Here is a 15,101-nt window from a genome sequence, read left to right as displayed (position 1 = left end):
AAGCCCTGAGGCTTAGTCCATATGCGCGGCAGGCGCCCCACCGGCGGGCGCCTTTGGCTTGCGCAGCAGGAAAACAAACGGAATGGCAAGCAGCGTCATCATCATCAGCAGCTTGAAGTCATTGACGTAGGAGATCATCATCGCCTGGACATTGACCATGCGATCCATCAGTGACAGCGCCGTCGGATCGCCGCCCGCCGCTGCCGGCGATGCCGCCCAGAGGTTGGGATTGAACGGATTGATGTAGGCCGAAAGCTCGGCATGGTTGATCTGCGTGTTGCGTACCAGCAGAACCGTCACCACCGACACGCCGATCGACGAGCCAAGATTGCGCACCAGGCTGAACAACGCCGTGGCATCGGTACGGAAGCGTGCGTCAAGCGTGGCGAAGGCTACGGTCGACAGCGGCACGAACACCATGCCCATTCCCAGGCCCTGGATGACGCCGGAACTGAGGATTAGCCAGTCGTCCATCTGCGGCGAGAAGCTGGACATCGTGTAGAGCGACTGCGCGGTCAGCAGAAAGCCGATGACGACGAGGATCCTGGCGTCGATCCTGTGCATGATCCGCCCGACGAACAGCATCGCGATCATCGTGCCGACACCGCGCGGTCCCAGGACAATGCCGATGGTGAGGGTCGGATAGCCGAAGATGGTCGACAGCATTGGCGGCAGCAGCGACATGCTCGCCAAGATGAGCACGCCCATGACAAAGATGAACGCCAGCCCGGTGACGAAATTGCGATCGAGGAAGATCTTCGGGTCGATAAAGGGGTGCTCCGCCGTCAATGTGTGGATGGTGAACACCCAGAAGCCGGTGATGGAAAGACCGAGCTCGATCCATATCTCGATCGAGGAAAACCAGTCGACCTCGCCGCCGCGATCGAGCATCAGCTGCAGCGCGCCGACACCGAGCGAGAGCATGGTGAAGCCGAAGAAATCGAAGCTGCGCACCCGCCGGGCAACGCTGGGAAGATACGCCGCCATGCCGAGGAAGGCGATGATGCCGACCGGCAGGTTGATGAAGAACACCCAGCGCCAGTTGAAGTTCTCGGTCAGCCAGCCACCCAGCGTCGGGCCAAGGATCGGTCCCAGCATGATGCCGGCGCCCCAGATGGCCATGGCTTGGCCGTGGCGTTCCCTAGGGTTGATGTCGAGCAGGAAGGTCTGCGACAGCGGCACGATGGCGGCGCCGAACACGCCTTGCATGAGCCGGAACAAAACGATGGTCTCCAGGCTCCAGGCGATGCCGCACAGCATGGAGAAGACGGTGAAGCCGACCACGGCCGTCAGGAACAACTCCTTGCGACCGAAGCGGTCGGCAAGCCAGCCGGTCACCGGCGTCATGATCGCGGCGGCAACGATGTAGGAGGTCAGCACCCAGTTGATGTTGTCGGGGGAGGCGCCGAGATCGCCGGTCATGGTCGGCAGCGCAACGTTGGCGATCGTCGTGTCGAGCGCCTGCATGATCGTCGCAAGCATGAGCGCGACTGTGATCAGGCCGCGGTGCGGTACTTCGCGAAAGGGTTCTGGGCTGCTCATGACGTAAAACTTCCAGCAGGTAACAAAAACGTGTACATTAGGTTTCCGGACGGCGAGGCCCTCGCCGTAGAGAGACCCTCATCGCGGTGGGACGCGAGCATCGATGTGGGGGTTACATCAACTGAGCGTCTCGACAAGCGGACGCCCGCCGCCCGGAAACCTGAGGACCGAAGATCCTGCGCCGAGTTGTCTGCTCAGGCAGGCTACAGCGCAGCCCGTTTACGCATTCAACTTTTCCTGCGCCTTCTTCGGATCAATCCTGCATCCATCTCACTGTTTGCTATGCGGCCGCTGTTCGGCCTCCTTACTTGGCCTCGCCTGCCGTGGCGCCGCGGAAAATGCTCGGCAGCCCGCGGGAAACGCCGGTGTCCACCGTGACCGTCGCGCTCATGCCGGTGCGCAGCGCCGCCTTGGCGTCGGCATCGGCCAATTCCAGGCGGACCGGAATGCGCTGTGTGACCTTGACCCAGTTGCCGGTGGCGTTCTGCGCAGGCAGCAGCGAGAACTCGGCCCCGGTGCCGGCGCCGATCGCCTTGACGGCGGCTTCGAAGGTCTTGCCTGGATAGGCATCGACCACGATTTCGGCCTTCTGGCCTGGCTTCATGTCGGTGAGCTGGGTTTCCTTGAAATTGGCGTCGACCCAGGTGTCGCCGGTCTCGACCAGCGAAAACAGCGGCGTGCCCGAACCGACATACTGGCCGACCTTGAACGAAGCGGCCTGGCTGATGATGCCGTCGGCAGGCGCCTTGACCTTGGTCTGGACCAGATCGTAAGCCGCCTTGTCGCGTGCGGCGAGCGCCGCCATTACCGTCGGATGCTTGTCGGTTTCGATATCGGGATTGCCGCCAAGTGCCGCCTTGGCGCTGACGATCCCCTGCTGGGCTACGGCCAGCTGCTGCTTGGCCTTGTCGAGGTCGTTCTTGGCTTCGTCCAGCGACGACTTGGCGTTGATGCCCTTCTGGGCAAGGTCGGCGGCGCGGTCATATTGCGACTGCGCGTACTGGACCTGGCTTTCGTCGGACTTCTCCTGCGCCAGCGCCTGGCTGTAGGCCGCACGCAGTTGCTCGACATTGAGCCGCGCGCCGGCCACCGCCGCGTCGGCCTGGGCCAACGCGATCCGATAGGGCTCGGGATCGATGGCGAACAACACGTCGCCCTGCTTGACAGACTGGTTGTCGAAAATGTCGACCTGAACGATGCGGCCCGCCGTATCGGCGGCTATCGACACCTTGGCCTGCTGCAGATTGGCGTTCTCGGTCTCCTGATAGCGGCCGCCGGTCACCCAGACATAGCTGCCGCCGGCGATCAACGCAGCGGGCAGCACAAACATCAAAAGGAAGCGGCCGGCACGGCGCTTCTTCTTCGGCACCACCGGCGCCGGAGCTACCTGCGGAGCGACCGTTACCGGAGCTGCCGCCGGCTTCGCGGGAGCTTCCATCTCCAGCTTGGCCGCATTCTCATCTAGTTTGGCTACCGCGTTCATGCTGCTGCGCCTTCCGTATTCTTCGTTTTTTCCGAGGGCGGCGTCTCACCATCTGCAAGATTCTGCACCATTGTTTCCAGCGCCTTGACCAGGACGCGGCGATCTTCCGGCGAAACGCCGACGAGCGATTCCTCATAGACCTCGCCGGCAAGGCTCTTGACGTGGGCGTAGGCCGCGTTCGCCTTGGCGGTCGGGAAAATCATGCGCACTCGCCTGTCGGTTGCGTCGGGACGGCGCTCGATCCAGCCGCCCTCCTCCATTCGATCGACAAGACGCGAGACGCTGATCGGCTCGATTTCGAGAAGCTCGGCAAGCCGCGCCTGCGCGACCCCCGCCTCCTTGGCGACACGTACCAGAAGCCGCCATTGCGCCGAAGAAAGGCCGAAACCACTGGCGCGCGCCTCGAAGCGCTTGCGCATCAGGCGCTGCACGTCGTGGATCAGAAAGCCCAATCTGTCGATGCCGTCGGAAACCATGAGCGACATATATAATAAGCGTGCTCATAATTCAAGGAGCCCGATTGTGCCAGAAGCCGGTAAGTGTGCATGGCAATCGGTGCAGGGCGATCGTGGTTAGCAATTTATTACGCCGGGCGCTTGTGACGAGCATGCGGAAGATCGGCGTTCAGATGCTCAGACTATCGATCTCACCCAGGCGGAAAAGGCTTCGATATGCGCTTGTCGGGGGTGATTGGCTACGCCAGCAAGGTAAAAGCCATAGCCTGGCAGAGAGAGATCATGTGCCTTGACCAGCCTGCCAGCCTCGAGTTCGCCACTGACGACCACATCGCTGCAGATAGCGATGCCTTGGCCTGCCGCTACCGCGTCAATCGCGTGCAGCTCTTCGCGGAAACTCAAGTCCCATGCCCGGTTGGCATTCGGGATGCTGGGATCGATCGAGCGTGCGATTGCCAGCCATCGCTGCCAAGTCGGCGCTTCCGGGTCGCGGTTCGTCCAATTGAAATGGATGAGCGGGTATTGCAGCAGATCGGCGGCGCGCTCGATCTGTAGGTCGCCTCCTGCGAACAGATCCGGGCTGCATACCGGAAAGAATGCGTCCCGAAAAATTTCCTGGGCGGGAACGTCCCGCGGCATCCTGCGCGCATAGCGGATCGCAACGTCGGCGTCACCGGCTTGCAGGTCCAGAACGGCGTCTGTCCCGATGATCTCCAAGGGAATGTTCGGATGCTGTTCGCGCCACTTCGACAGGCGCGGAACAAGCCATCGGCTGGCAAATGCATTTGGGCTCGTCACGCGCAACGGGCGTTGGCCAACACCGGCCGAGGCTGATGCGATTGCCGCAGCGAAAGCGTCGAAGCCGCTGCAAATTACCGGGAATAGCCGTTCGCCCACGCCTGTGAGCACGAGCGGTCGTGGGCGCCGCCGGAACAGCAGTTGCCCACAGACCTCCTCCAGCAATCGAATCTGGTGGCTGATGGCCGTCGGCGTCACTCCGAGTTCCGTCGCGGCCTTCCTGAAGCTCATCAGCCTGGCAGCGGCTTCGAAGGCGCGAAGCGATCCGAGCGGCGGAAGTTTTCTCATCCACGCAGTTTAGATGAATTTAGCTCATCCAGCGACTGAGATATTCGATTTTGCAGCGAATGGCGCCGCATGAGATCATTGTGGTCCGGCGCATGTCGGTGAACGAAAGCGGCCTGTCCAACCGTGCCGGATCACGAAGGGTCGATGAGCATGTTCAAGCTTTTGGACGGTTCCGAGCCGACGTTGCAGGCGCCGGACATCGCTCGGCTCAGGCAGGCGATTCGCGGCGATCTGATCCTTCGGGACGACCCTGGCTATGACCAGGCGCGCAGAGTTTGGAATGGCATGGTCGATAAGAGGCCGGCGGCTGTGTTCTATTGCGCCGAATCCAGCGATGTCGTCACGGCGGTCAACTTCGCCCGATCGCAAGGCTTCCTCGTCGCCGTCCGCGCCGGTGGCCATAACGTCGCCGGCAGTTCGGTATGCGACGGCGGCGTGGTGATCGATGTGTCCCGCATGAAGCGGATCGAAGTCGACCCGATCCGCCGTGTTGCGCGCGCAGAAGCCGGCTTGAACCTGGGCGAGTTCGACGCAGCCACTCAGGTCCATGGTCTTGCGACGACCATGGGTGTCAACGCGGATACCGGCATAGCCGGACTGACACTCGGCGGGGGGTTCGGCAAGCTTGGCCGCAAACATGGACTGAGCTGCGACAACCTTGTCGCTGTCGAAATCGTGACGGCGGACGGCCGGTTGCTCACGGCAAACGCGGCCGAATATGCAGATTTGTTCTGGGGCATCCGGGGCGGCGGTGGCAATTTCGGAATAGTCACGACCTTCGAATACAAGCTCCATCCCGTGGGTCCGCTCCTCATCGCGGGATCGATGCTATACCGCTACGAAGAGGCACGCGATGCGATGCGGTTCTATCATGCATTCTCGAGCGGCGCCCCGGATGAGCTGAGCCTGGATGCAGCACTTGTGACGGCGCCCTCGGGCGAACGCTTCTTCAGCATATCGGCGTGCTACATCGGCCCACTCGACGAGGGCCAGCAAATCATTCAACCTCTGAGAGAATATGGCACGCCGGTTGAGTGCCAGATTGCTCCTGTCCCCTATGTTCAAATCCAATCGGCCGGGGATAGCCTCTTTCCGCGCGGGCGGCGCTACTACTGGAAGGCGCAGTTCATGCGCGAAATCGCAGATCAGGCGATCGATGCCATGCTTGCGGCTTACATGACCGCACCCCGCGAGTCGCTTCTGGTCCTGCAGCAGGTTGGCGGCGCCATCTCGCGAGTACCGATGGATGAAACGCCCTATGCCAACCGAGATGCTCTTTACGATTGTTTCCCGATATCGATTTGGGACAATCCGTCTGACGACGAAACGCACATCCGATGGGCGCGTGACCTGTGGGATGCAATGAGACCGTTCTCGACCGGCGGCGTCTACGCCAACAATCTCGGCGAAGAGGGCATTGATCGGGTTCTGGCGGCTTACCGCGAGAATTATCCGAGGCTGGCCGCGCTAAAAAACAAGTATGACCCCACCAATCTCTTTCGCTTGAACCAAAACATTAAGCCTGCGACCTGAGCGACCGCAGGCCGATGCTCGAAATTCTGCGGCGCTGCTATAACTCCAAATTCCAGTTCTGGCCGACCAGGTCCTTGCCGAAGGAATGGTGGCGCTCCTCGTCGGTCAGCTTGAACCCGGCCGCCTCGTAGATGCGGCGCGCCGAGGTGAGGACGTCGTTGGTCCACAGCGTCAGTGTCCTGTAACCCTTGGTTCGAGCAAAGCCGATGCATTCCTCGACCAGCCGCCTGCCGATGCCGAGACCGCGCGCCGAAGGCTCGACATAGAGCAGGCGCAACTTCGCCACCGCGTCCGACTGGCGCACGACGAAGACCGAGCCGACGACCTCCCCTTCCCGCTCGGCGATCCAGCTGCGTTCCCATTTCGGATCGAAGGATTTGACGAAGGCACCAAGGATTTCGGCGACCAGCGCTTCATAGGTTTCGTCCCAGCCATATTCCTGCGCGTAGAGCAGGCCCTGGCGATGGATGATCCAGCCGATGTCGCCGACTTGCAGAGACCGCAGCATATAGGGAACTTTGGGCTCGGCACTTCCGCCCAGCAGACGCTGCACCGTCTGCATGGCCCTGACCAGCCTGTCCTGTTCGGCAGCCGAAAGCCGTTCGAGCAAAGCCGCGACCTGTTCGTGCGAACCCTGGTTCAGCGGCGCGAAGGCCTGCCGCCCGGCCTTCGTCAGCGCGATCGACGAGCGCCGCGCATCCGCCTCGATCGTGGCACGCTCGACCAGATCACGCTCCTCGAACTTCTTCAGCAGCCGGCTGAGATAACCGGCATCGAGGCCGAGATCGCGCGCAAGCTCGGTGGCGGTCAGCCCGTCGCGATGCGCCAGCTCATAGAGCACCCGGGCTTCGGTCAGCGAAAAGTCGCTTTTCAGCAAGCCTTCCTCGAGCAACCCGATCTGGCGGGTGTAGAAGCGGTTGAAGGCCCGCACCGCGTCGATCCGCTCCTTGCCTGGGTGATGATGAATGGTCATGGCATCCTCCTGCCCGGCAAGATCAGCCATTTAGTTGACTTAGTCAAGTATCCGTTTGAAGCAATTGTCCTGAGGATGCTCACCGGGCGTCTTGACTCGCGCGAGCTGCCAGCCTATTTCAGCGCCACGTTAGCACTCCCCCAAGATGAGTGCTAACCACATGTCCGGCGCCGCCGGACGGAGGAACTGTTCTCACCATTCTCATCGAGGAATAAAAAATGGCAAAGTCGAAGTTCCGCCCGCTTCATGACCGCGTGGTCGTTCGTCGGGTCGAATCCGAATCCAAGACCGCGGGCGGGATCATCATCCCCGATACGGCTAAGGAAAAGCCGCAGGAAGGCGAGATCATCGCCGTCGGTTCCGGCGCCCGCGACGAAGCCGGCAAGCTCGTCCCGCTGGACGTCAAGGCCGGCGACCGCATCCTGTTCGGCAAGTGGTCGGGCACCGAAGTCAAGCTCAATGGCGAAGACCTTCTGATCATGAAGGAATCCGACATTATGGGCATCATCGGCTGAATATCGGCCTCACCCTCATTTAAATCTTCGGGCTTAATCCAAGCCCCTGCCAGGAGCTGAAAATGGCTGCCAAAGACGTAAAATTCTCCCGCGACGCTCGTGAGCGCATGCTGCGCGGCGTCAACATCCTCGCCGACGCGGTGAAGGTCACGCTCGGCCCCAAGGGCCGCAACGTCGTCATCGACAAGTCGTTCGGCGCACCGCGCATCACCAAGGACGGCGTCACCGTCGCCAAGGAAATCGAGCTTGAAGACAAGTTCGAGAACATGGGCGCGCAGATGGTCCGCGAAGTTGCTTCGAAGACCAACGACATCGCCGGCGACGGCACCACGACCGCGACCGTTCTGGCGCAGTCGATCGTCCAGGAAGGCCACAAGGCGGTTGCCGCCGGCATGAACCCGATGGACCTCAAGCGCGGCATCGACCTCGCCGTCGCCGACGTCGTCGCGACGCTGATCAAGAACGCCAAGAAGATCAAGACCTCGGAAGAGGTTGCCCAGGTCGGCACCATCGCCGGCAATGGCGATGCTTCGGTCGGCTCGATGATCGCTGAAGCGATGCAGAAGGTCGGCAATGAGGGCGTCATCACCGTCGAGGAAGCCAAGACCGCCGAGACCGAGCTCGAAGTCGTCGAAGGCATGCAGTTCGACCGCGGCTATCTCTCGCCCTACTTCGTCACCAACGCCGAAAAGATGGTTGCGGATCTGGAAGACGCCTACATCCTCCTCCACGAGAAGAAGCTCTCCAACCTGCAGGCCATGCTGCCGATCCTCGAGGCTGTCGTGCAGACCTCGAAGCCGCTGGTCATCATCTCCGAAGACGTCGAAGGTGAGGCCCTGGCCACGCTGGTCGTCAACAAGCTGCGTGGCGGCCTGAAGATCGCTGCCGTCAAGGCGCCGGGCTTCGGTGATCGCCGTAAGGCCATGCTGGAAGACATCGCCATTCTCACCGGTGGCCAGGTCATCTCCGAAGACCTCGGCATCAAGCTCGAGAATGTCGGCCTCAACATGCTCGGCCGCGCCAAGAAGGTGTCGATCTCCAAGGAGAACACCACCATCGTCGACGGCGCCGGCAAGAAGGCCGAGATCCAGGGCCGCGTCGCCCAGATCAAGCAGCAGATCGAGGAGACCACCTCGGACTACGACAAGGAGAAGCTGCAGGAACGTCTCGCCAAGCTGGCGGGCGGCGTTGCCGTGATCCGCGTCGGCGGTGCGACCGAAGTGGAAGTCAAGGAAAAGAAGGACCGCGTCGATGACGCCCTCAACGCGACCCGCGCGGCCGTCGAAGAAGGCATCGTTCCCGGCGGCGGCGTCGCACTGCTGCGTGCCTCGCTGACCATCAAGGCAACCGGTGCCAACTCCGACCAGACCGCGGGCATCGCCATCGTGCGTCGCGCGCTGCAGGCTCCGGCCCGCCAGATCGCGTCCAACGCCGGTGCGGAAGCATCGATCGTTGCCGGCAAGATCCTCGAGAACAAGGGCGCGACCTTCGGCTACAACGCCCAGACCGGCGAATATGGCGACATGATCGCCATGGGTATCGTCGATCCGGTCAAGGTTGTGCGCACGGCTCTGCAGGACGCGGCCTCGGTCGCCGGCCTCCTGGTCACCACCGAAGCCATGATCGCGGAGGCTCCGAAGAAGGAGTCGGCTGGCGGCGGCATGCCTGGCGGCATGGGCGGCGGCGGCATGGGCGGCATGGGCGGCATGGACTTCTAAGAAGTCTATAAAGCACGCCCATGAACTCACGTTGCTCAAGCCCGCAAGCGGGCTTGAGTGGCGGCATGGACTTCTAATCCAACCTCCTTCAGATACAGAAAGGGCGGCCGAGAGGTCGCCCTTTTTGTTTGCTTTGCTTAGCGGGTTGCCCGCTCAGACGGCGGCGTCAATCCGCCGCGAGGGTGAGATTTTGGCAGGCAATGCACCCTCAATCAGCGCCGCGACTTCATCGGCTACTGCCAGCACAGGGGCACGGTCGTGGGTGGCGCGTGCGATCACCATCAGCCCTTCCAGCGATGATTCGACCAACAATGCGAGCGCGTGCGCGCGGCGCTCGGGCACCCCTGCCCTGACGAAGGCGGCCCTGAGCAAGCCTATCCACTGCTCGAAAGCCGAGCGGCACAATTCGGCCAGTTCCGGCACGTCTGCCGGCGAGTCCAGCACCACGGGCGCGATCGGGCAACCGAGCGTGAACTGGTTGTCTTCCAGCATGCGCGCGACCGACTGGTAGATGTGGTGGACAGCCACCGCCGGGTCCTTTTCGGCGGCGAGCGCGGCGTCCAGCCTCTGCGTGACATCGGCGACGCTGTCGCGCGTCACCTCGATGACCAATTGGTCCTTGCCGCCCGGAAAGTGAAAGTAGAGCGAGCCTCTCGGTGCGCCTGAGGCGCTCAAGATGTCGTTGAGCGACGTGCCGTGGTAGCCGCGCTGCCTCAGCAGCCGCGCCGTCGTCTCGATCATGCGGGTGCGGGTGTCGTTCGCCATGTCAACCTCTGTCAGGAGTGAACACTATAGGCCTTGCGTCCAATATAGCAATCGGTCTACATAATATGTAGATCAGTCTACATATTCGGAAGAGAGAGCCGATATGCATAGTTATCGCCTTGAAGGAACCGGCGGAATCGAACGCCTGGTGAGGCGCGACGAGGCGCAGCCGGCGCCGAAGCAACACGAGATCGCCGTGCGTGTGCGCGCCGCTTCGCTCAACCGCCGCGACACGATGACCCTCAACGGCAACTATCCACTGGCGCCACGCCAGGGCGTTATCCCGCTGAGCGACGGTGCCGGCGAAGTCGTTGCCGTCGGCGATTCCGTCACCCGCTTCGCCGTCGGCGACCGCATCACCGGCAGCTATTTTGCGCGCTGGATCGACGGCCGCATCAATGCCGGGCTGATCGACCAGCTCGGTTGCACGCTGGACGGGATGCTGACCGAATACGCGGTGCTCGATGAGCAATGGGCGGTGCGGCTTCCCGATCATCTCGACTGGCATCAAGCGGCGACGCTGACCTGCGCCGGCCTGACCGCCTGGAATGCGGTGACGGCGGCCGAGATGCCGAAGCCCGGCCAATGGGTCCTTGTCATCGGTTCAGGTGGCGTCGCGCTGTTTGCGCTGCAATTCGCCAAGCTGCTCGGCTGCCGGGTCGTGGCCGTCAGTTCGCGCAGCGAGAAGCTGGACCGGCTGCGGGCGCTGGGCGCCGACCTCGTCGTCTCGACAGCCGGCATGCCGGAATGGGGTGCTGCTGTGCGTGAGCAGACCGGCGGCGTCGACCTCGTCGTCGAGACCGGCGGCCCGCCGACCTTCGCGCAATCGATGATCGCCTGCGCGCTTTACGGGCGCATCGTGCTTCTCACCATACAGGATGCGAAAGGCGGGACGGTGCCAGATCCCCGGCCCGGTCTACCAGCGCAGCCTCGCCACCATCAGCCGGCTGTTCGTCGGCAATCGCACCAACCTCGAAGCCATGCTGCGCGCCATCTCCGTGCATCGGCTTAAGCCTGTCATCGACAAGGTGTTCGCCTTCGACGAGGCCCAAGACGCCTACCGCTATTTCCAGCAAGGCGACGTCTTCGGGAAAGTGGTCGTCGACGGCGCCTGACTGGTTCACCCCCCCCAAATCCGATCGAGCCGCTCAAACTAAAAGGAGAGACACAATGACCATTCGTGAAGCAGAAGCTCAATGGCAGGGATCGTTGAAAGAAGGTTCGGGCCGGCTGAGGCTAGGTAGCGGCGTCTTCGAAGGCGCCTACTCCTTCCCGTCGCGTTTCGAGAACGGTCCCGGCACCAACCCGGAGGAATTGATTGCGGCGGCGCATGCCGGCTGCTTCTCGATGGCGCTAAGCGCCATTCTCGGCCGCGAAGGCTACACTGCCGCGCGCATCCACACGATCGCGAAAGCTCATCTCGGCGCCACCGCGGCCGGGCCGACGCTGACCCGTATCGAGCTGGAGACCGAGGCAAGCGTCGCCGGGCTGGCGGAGGGGGATTTCGAGCGGCTGGCACAGACGGCCAAGGAGACCTGCCTCGTATCGCGGGCGCTGGCCGGCGTCGCCGTGATCACGCTCAAGGCCCGCCTCATCGAAACCGCTACTGATCACTGAAGGGAAAGGAATATCCAATGACACAGGAACTCATCATCGACATCGCCGCGGCCAAACGCTCCGCCGAAACGGCCGCGATCATGCGACGCTACAACGACGTCTTCCAGCGCCACGACCCATCGGCGCTCGACGATCTGGTGGCGGAAGACTGCGTGATCGAGAACACCACGCCGGCCCCGGACGGCGCCCGCCGCATCGGCAAGGGCGCCTGCGTCGAACTGTGGTCGGCGATCGCGACCGGACCCGGCACGCGCTTCGACATCGAAGAAACCTTCGTCGCCGGAGACCGGGCGACGATCCGCTGGCGCTACTGGATGGCCGACGGCAATTCGCTGCGCGGCGTCAACCTGATGCGCGTGGTGGACGGGCAGATCGTCGAGGCCATGGGCTACGTGAAGGGATAACGCTTGGCGCGACCAGCTGCATTCAGCCAAGCTGCATTCAGTGAGGCCGCGCTCAGGCCCAGCCAGGAATCCACAAAGTTTAGGATTCCGGGCAGGGCGCGGTTACCGCACGACTTTGTGAAGCTTCACGAAGGTCTTGGGACTGCGCTGGATCGTCTGGAAGATCACGCAGTAGCGATCGGTGAGCTCGAGCAGGTCAGTCAGCCGGTCTTGCGCAACGTCGGTCTCGATGTCGAACCGCAGGCGGATCTCCTTGAAGCCGACCGGCACACCTTCGGTGACGCCGAGCGTGCCGCGAAGATCGACGTCGCCCTCGGCGGAGATTTCGGCCGACTTGATCGGTATTTCGAGAACGGCGGCCGCGGCCCTCATCGAGACGCCGGCGCATGCGACAAGGGCTTCCAGCAGCATGTCGCCGGAACAAAGCTCCTGTCCGCTGCCCCCGGCCTTCGGATGGATGCCCGCCAGCGCGAGCCCACGTCCTGTCTCGACCTTGCAAGTGACCTTGGAGTCGTCGGCACTGCCCTTGGCCTTCAGCGTAAGAAGTGCCGCGCGCGCATCCTTGCGATAAAGATCCTTGATCGGCTCCTGCGTGGCGCGAAATGTCGTGATGTCCATGCGTATTCTCCTGTCGTGAGATGTGGCTGTTGGAAATCGTGTGTCATTGCCGGGTTACTCCGGCACGCTCACGCCCGAGCCCCCGAGTTCGGCGGGGAAGTCTTTCAGCTTCGGCAATCCGTCCTTCATCGGCAGGACCGTCTCGGCGTAGTTGACGTGAACCCCCGGCGTGAACTTCACCGTCGGTATCGTGGCCGCATAGACGTCGACCAGTCCGAGCGGCGGATGATCGGTCATCAGATGGCCGCCGCACTTCGTGCAGAACTGACGGTCGCTCATGTTTGACTTCTCGAAGCCGGACAGGAACTCCTCGCCCTTGGTGACCTTGACGTTTTCCGGCTTCCACAGCGTGAACGCGTTCACGGGAGACGCCGACCACGAACGACAGGAACTGCAATGGCAGTAGCCCATTGCCTCGGCCGCTCCGTGCACTTCGATTTCCACGGCGCCGCAAAAACACCCGCCCTTATGTATCGTCATGACTTAGATCCTCATTTTTCTTGAGTTCGACTGCGCTCAGCAGCTGATTTGAGACAGAGCTCAGCGCCGACGGGTTTAAAGCTTCCGGCAATGAACGGAATGACGGGGCGTCCGCCTCACTTGACAGCGCGTCCGGAACTCGAAAGGGATGTCGCGCCGGGTTGCCGCGCAACTTACGGGACATGGATGGAATGGCCGGGGACCCTCTGTCTGACCTCTTGAAAAAGGTGCGTCTAACCGGCGCGACATTTTTCGACATCGCGGCCCAGGACCCCTGGGCGGTCTGCTCGCCCTCCCCCGCCTCGATACTGCCGAGGATACTGCCGGGCGCGGATCACCTGATTTCCTACCACGTGCTCACGGCCGGCCGCTGCTTCGCCCGCATCATCGGCAAGGAGGCGATACCCGTGGAGGCCGGCGAAGTCGTGGTCTTCACCAGGAGCGATCCGCATATCATGTCGAGCAATCCGGCCCTGCGCGCGGATCCGCCGACCGCGGATGTGCTGGAGATCGCCGCCGCCAGCCAGACGCCGTTTCCCATCAACTACGTCAACGACGGATCGCTGTCGGCCCGGCTGGTATGCGGCTATCTCGCTTGCGATGCACTGCCCTTCAATCCGCTGCTCGAAGCGCTGCCGCCGGTCATCAAGGCCGGAGACGTGAAAGGCGACGGCGGCTGGCTCGGCCAGTTCATCAAGCTGGCGGTGTCGGAGGTCGCGGAAAAGCGTGCGGGCAGCGAGACGGTGCTCACCAAGCTCAGCGAATTGATGTTCGTCGACGTGCTGCGCCGTTATGTGGAGTCGCTGCCGCCACAACAAACCGGCTGGCTGGCGGGCCTGCGCGATCCGCATCTGAGTAAGGCGCTGGCGCTGATCCACGACCGGCCGGCGCACAATTGGACGGTGGAGGCGCTGGCGAAGGAGGCCGCGCTGTCGCGCACCGTGCTGGCCGAGCGCTTCACCAGGCTCGTCGGGATGCCGCCGGTGCACTATCTCGCCAAATGGCGGATGCAGATTGCCTCGGAACTGCTCAGCACCGGCAACAGCAACGTCGCAAACATAGCGGCGGAAATCGGCTACGAGTCCGAGGCGGCGTTCAGCCGTGCGTTCAAGAAGATGATCGGCGTCCCGCCATCGGCCTGGCGGCTGGGTGTTCGCGCTGCTCCCGGTTTCGGAGGCGGCGAGGCTTCCGAAACCGCAGGCGGGCCGGCCGATCCGCAGCGGTAAGCAATTCCAGGAAAGGTGTGAAAACGGTTTCCCGTCCGGAATTGCGTCAAAAGAGCGAGAGCTACCGGTCCGCTAGCGCCAGTTTGGCGCCGAGCATGACAAAGGCTCCGGCGAAGGTGCGGCGCATCCAGGTCAGCACCTTTGGCCGCGACACGACATGGCTGCGGATTGACGCCGCGAAAACGCCGTAGCCGACAAAGACCGCGAAGGTGAGCAGCATGAAGACGCTGCTGAGTTCCAGCATCTTCGACAGCGCATGCGGTTCGGTGGTGCTGACGAATTGCGGGAGGAAGGCAAAGAAGAAGATCGACAGCTTCGGATTGAGGATGTTCATCAGAATGCCGGAGGCGATCACTTTGCCGGCGGATCGCGGCGCGACATCTTCGTCGACGCTCAGGCCGCCCTTCTCCTTCAGCGTGTTCCAGGCCATGTAGAGAAGATAGGCGACGCCAAGATATTTCAGCGTTTCGAAGGCGACGGCGCTGGTGTGCAGCAGTGCCGCGAGGCCGGTGATGGCGGCCGCCATGTGCGGAATAATGCCGAGCGTGCAGCCGAAAGCGGCAATGATGCTGGCGCGCGCACCACGCGAAAGCCCGGCGCTCAGCGTATAGAGAACGCCGGTGCCGGGCGAAGCCACGACAATCAGCGACGTCAACAGGAATTCGATGCTCACGGATGGTCTCCCG

The 15,101-nt window shown here is 62.6% G+C and carries 17 protein-coding genes; 8 read left to right on the top strand and 9 right to left on the bottom strand.

From position 1 onward, the window contains the following. Positions 1–12: 12 nt before the first annotated feature. The 4 genes from NKH83_RS06220 to NKH83_RS06205 form a co-directional block, all read right to left on the bottom strand. A complete protein-coding gene (locus NKH83_RS06220; protein ID WP_352802606.1) occupies positions 13–1,542 on the bottom strand; it encodes a DHA2 family efflux MFS transporter permease subunit in 1,530 nt (509 codons plus the stop codon). A 304-nt stretch (positions 1,543–1,846) separates the two neighbouring features. Further along, positions 1,847–3,025 carry an HlyD family secretion protein gene (locus tag NKH83_RS06215; protein ID WP_352802604.1) on the bottom strand — a complete coding sequence of 393 codons (1,179 nt, stop codon included), beginning with the start codon at positions 3,023–3,025 and terminating at the stop codon, positions 1,847–1,849. Then, positions 3,022–3,501: a MarR family winged helix-turn-helix transcriptional regulator gene (locus NKH83_RS06210; protein WP_352479968.1), complete on the bottom strand. Its 480-nt coding sequence runs from the start codon at positions 3,499–3,501 to the stop codon at positions 3,022–3,024. Before NKH83_RS06210 ends, NKH83_RS06215 begins: the two co-directional genes overlap by 4 nt. A 156-nt stretch (positions 3,502–3,657) precedes the next feature. Beyond that, positions 3,658–4,566, bottom strand: a complete 909-nt coding sequence (locus tag NKH83_RS06205; RefSeq protein ID WP_352802601.1) for a LysR substrate-binding domain-containing protein — start codon at positions 4,564–4,566, stop codon at positions 3,658–3,660. Positions 4,567–4,710: 144 nt separating this feature from the next. Between NKH83_RS06205 and NKH83_RS06200 the strand changes: the two genes are divergently transcribed. Next, complete coding sequence (locus tag NKH83_RS06200) at positions 4,711–6,099, top strand: FAD-binding oxidoreductase (protein WP_352802599.1); 1,389 nt, start codon at positions 4,711–4,713, stop codon at positions 6,097–6,099. Positions 6,100–6,136: 37 nt separating this feature from the next. Here NKH83_RS06200 and NKH83_RS06195 read toward each other — a convergent pair whose 3' ends face one another. Next, positions 6,137–7,072 (bottom strand): bifunctional helix-turn-helix transcriptional regulator/GNAT family N-acetyltransferase, encoded by a 936-nt coding sequence (locus NKH83_RS06195; protein WP_352508884.1) that lies wholly within the window; start codon positions 7,070–7,072, stop codon positions 6,137–6,139. 218 nt (positions 7,073–7,290) lie between these two features. Here NKH83_RS06195 and groES point away from each other — a divergent pair, with 218 nt between their 5' ends. Both groES and groL read left to right on the top strand, forming a co-directional pair. Then, entirely contained in the window at positions 7,291–7,587 is a 297-nt protein-coding gene (groES, locus tag NKH83_RS06190) for a co-chaperone GroES (RefSeq protein ID WP_006203049.1), read from the top strand. Between the two features lie 62 nt (positions 7,588–7,649). Next, entirely contained in the window at positions 7,650–9,305 is a 1,656-nt protein-coding gene (groL, locus tag NKH83_RS06185; protein ID WP_352649698.1) for a chaperonin GroEL, read from the top strand. 153 nt (positions 9,306–9,458) lie between these two features. On the opposite strand, the gene NKH83_RS06180 is transcribed toward groL, so the two are convergent. Continuing rightward, a complete protein-coding gene (locus NKH83_RS06180) occupies positions 9,459–10,070 on the bottom strand; it encodes a TetR/AcrR family transcriptional regulator (RefSeq protein ID WP_352649699.1) in 612 nt (203 codons plus the stop codon). Between the two features lie 103 nt (positions 10,071–10,173). On the opposite strand from NKH83_RS06180, the gene NKH83_RS06175 reads away from it, so the two are divergent. The 4 genes from NKH83_RS06175 to NKH83_RS06160 are packed head-to-tail and all read left to right on the top strand — an operon-like array spanning position 10,174 to position 12,091. Continuing rightward, a complete protein-coding gene (locus NKH83_RS06175; protein WP_352802597.1) occupies positions 10,174–11,082 on the top strand; it encodes a zinc-dependent alcohol dehydrogenase family protein in 909 nt (302 codons plus the stop codon). Continuing rightward, positions 11,069–11,185 (top strand): zinc-binding dehydrogenase, encoded by a 117-nt coding sequence (locus NKH83_RS06170; RefSeq protein WP_352802594.1) that lies wholly within the window; start codon positions 11,069–11,071, stop codon positions 11,183–11,185. The genes NKH83_RS06175 and NKH83_RS06170 overlap by 14 nt, the downstream gene beginning before the upstream one ends. A gap of 55 nt (positions 11,186–11,240) precedes the next feature. Continuing rightward, the gene (locus NKH83_RS06165) at positions 11,241–11,687 is read left to right on the top strand and encodes an OsmC family protein (protein WP_352802591.1); all 447 of its coding nucleotides are present in this window, start codon (positions 11,241–11,243) and stop codon (positions 11,685–11,687) included. A gap of 17 nt (positions 11,688–11,704) precedes the next feature. Next, positions 11,705–12,091: a nuclear transport factor 2 family protein gene (locus NKH83_RS06160; protein WP_352802588.1), complete on the top strand. Its 387-nt coding sequence runs from the start codon at positions 11,705–11,707 to the stop codon at positions 12,089–12,091. A 102-nt stretch (positions 12,092–12,193) separates the two neighbouring features. On the opposite strand, the gene NKH83_RS06155 is transcribed toward NKH83_RS06160, so the two are convergent. Continuing rightward, positions 12,194–12,709, bottom strand: coding sequence for an OsmC family protein (locus tag NKH83_RS06155; RefSeq protein WP_254820658.1), 516 nt, complete (start codon positions 12,707–12,709; stop codon positions 12,194–12,196). 54 nt (positions 12,710–12,763) lie between these two features. Further along, the gene (locus NKH83_RS06150) at positions 12,764–13,189 is read right to left on the bottom strand and encodes a GFA family protein (RefSeq protein WP_352649703.1); all 426 of its coding nucleotides are present in this window, start codon (positions 13,187–13,189) and stop codon (positions 12,764–12,766) included. 191 nt (positions 13,190–13,380) lie between these two features. On the opposite strand from NKH83_RS06150, the gene NKH83_RS06145 reads away from it, so the two are divergent. Then, the gene (locus NKH83_RS06145) at positions 13,381–14,415 is read left to right on the top strand and encodes an AraC family transcriptional regulator (RefSeq protein WP_352802585.1); all 1,035 of its coding nucleotides are present in this window, start codon (positions 13,381–13,383) and stop codon (positions 14,413–14,415) included. A 61-nt stretch (positions 14,416–14,476) separates the two neighbouring features. On the opposite strand, the gene NKH83_RS06140 is transcribed toward NKH83_RS06145, so the two are convergent. Then, positions 14,477–15,088 (bottom strand): LysE family translocator, encoded by a 612-nt coding sequence (locus tag NKH83_RS06140; protein WP_352479316.1) that lies wholly within the window; start codon positions 15,086–15,088, stop codon positions 14,477–14,479. Positions 15,089–15,101: the final 13 nt, after the last annotated feature.

It is taken from the genome of Mesorhizobium sp. M0909 (assembly GCF_040319515.1).
GTDB lineage: Bacteria > Pseudomonadota > Alphaproteobacteria > Rhizobiales > Rhizobiaceae > Mesorhizobium.
This window is presented reverse-complemented; position numbering and strand designations above follow the sequence as displayed.

Bases quoted from the DNA above. Each gene is read 5' to 3' on its own strand.
- NKH83_RS06145 (WP_352802585.1), top strand. From the start codon at position 13,381: ATGGCCGGGGACCCTCTGTCTGACCTCTTGAAAAAGGTGCGTCTAACC.
- NKH83_RS06210 (WP_352479968.1), bottom strand. From the start codon at position 3,501: ATGGTTTCCGACGGCATCGACAGATTGGGCTTTCTGATCCACGACGTG.
- NKH83_RS06175 (WP_352802597.1), top strand. From the start codon at position 10,174: ATGCATAGTTATCGCCTTGAAGGAACCGGCGGAATCGAACGCCTGGTG.
- NKH83_RS06180 (WP_352649699.1), bottom strand. From the start codon at position 10,070: ATGGCGAACGACACCCGCACCCGCATGATCGAGACGACGGCGCGGCTG.
- NKH83_RS06160 (WP_352802588.1), top strand. From the start codon at position 11,705: ATGACACAGGAACTCATCATCGACATCGCCGCGGCCAAACGCTCCGCC.
- groES (WP_006203049.1), top strand. From the start codon at position 7,291: ATGGCAAAGTCGAAGTTCCGCCCGCTTCATGACCGCGTGGTCGTTCGT.
- NKH83_RS06195 (WP_352508884.1), bottom strand. From the start codon at position 7,072: ATGACCATTCATCATCACCCAGGCAAGGAGCGGATCGACGCGGTGCGG.
- NKH83_RS06205 (WP_352802601.1), bottom strand. From the start codon at position 4,566: ATGAGAAAACTTCCGCCGCTCGGATCGCTTCGCGCCTTCGAAGCCGCT.
- groL (WP_352649698.1), top strand. From the start codon at position 7,650: ATGGCTGCCAAAGACGTAAAATTCTCCCGCGACGCTCGTGAGCGCATG.
- NKH83_RS06165 (WP_352802591.1), top strand. From the start codon at position 11,241: ATGACCATTCGTGAAGCAGAAGCTCAATGGCAGGGATCGTTGAAAGAA.
- NKH83_RS06220 (WP_352802606.1), bottom strand. From the start codon at position 1,542: ATGAGCAGCCCAGAACCCTTTCGCGAAGTACCGCACCGCGGCCTGATC.
- NKH83_RS06150 (WP_352649703.1), bottom strand. From the start codon at position 13,189: ATGACGATACATAAGGGCGGGTGTTTTTGCGGCGCCGTGGAAATCGAA.
- NKH83_RS06200 (WP_352802599.1), top strand. From the start codon at position 4,711: ATGAGCATGTTCAAGCTTTTGGACGGTTCCGAGCCGACGTTGCAGGCG.
- NKH83_RS06215 (WP_352802604.1), bottom strand. From the start codon at position 3,025: ATGAACGCGGTAGCCAAACTAGATGAGAATGCGGCCAAGCTGGAGATG.
- NKH83_RS06155 (WP_254820658.1), bottom strand. From the start codon at position 12,709: ATGGACATCACGACATTTCGCGCCACGCAGGAGCCGATCAAGGATCTT.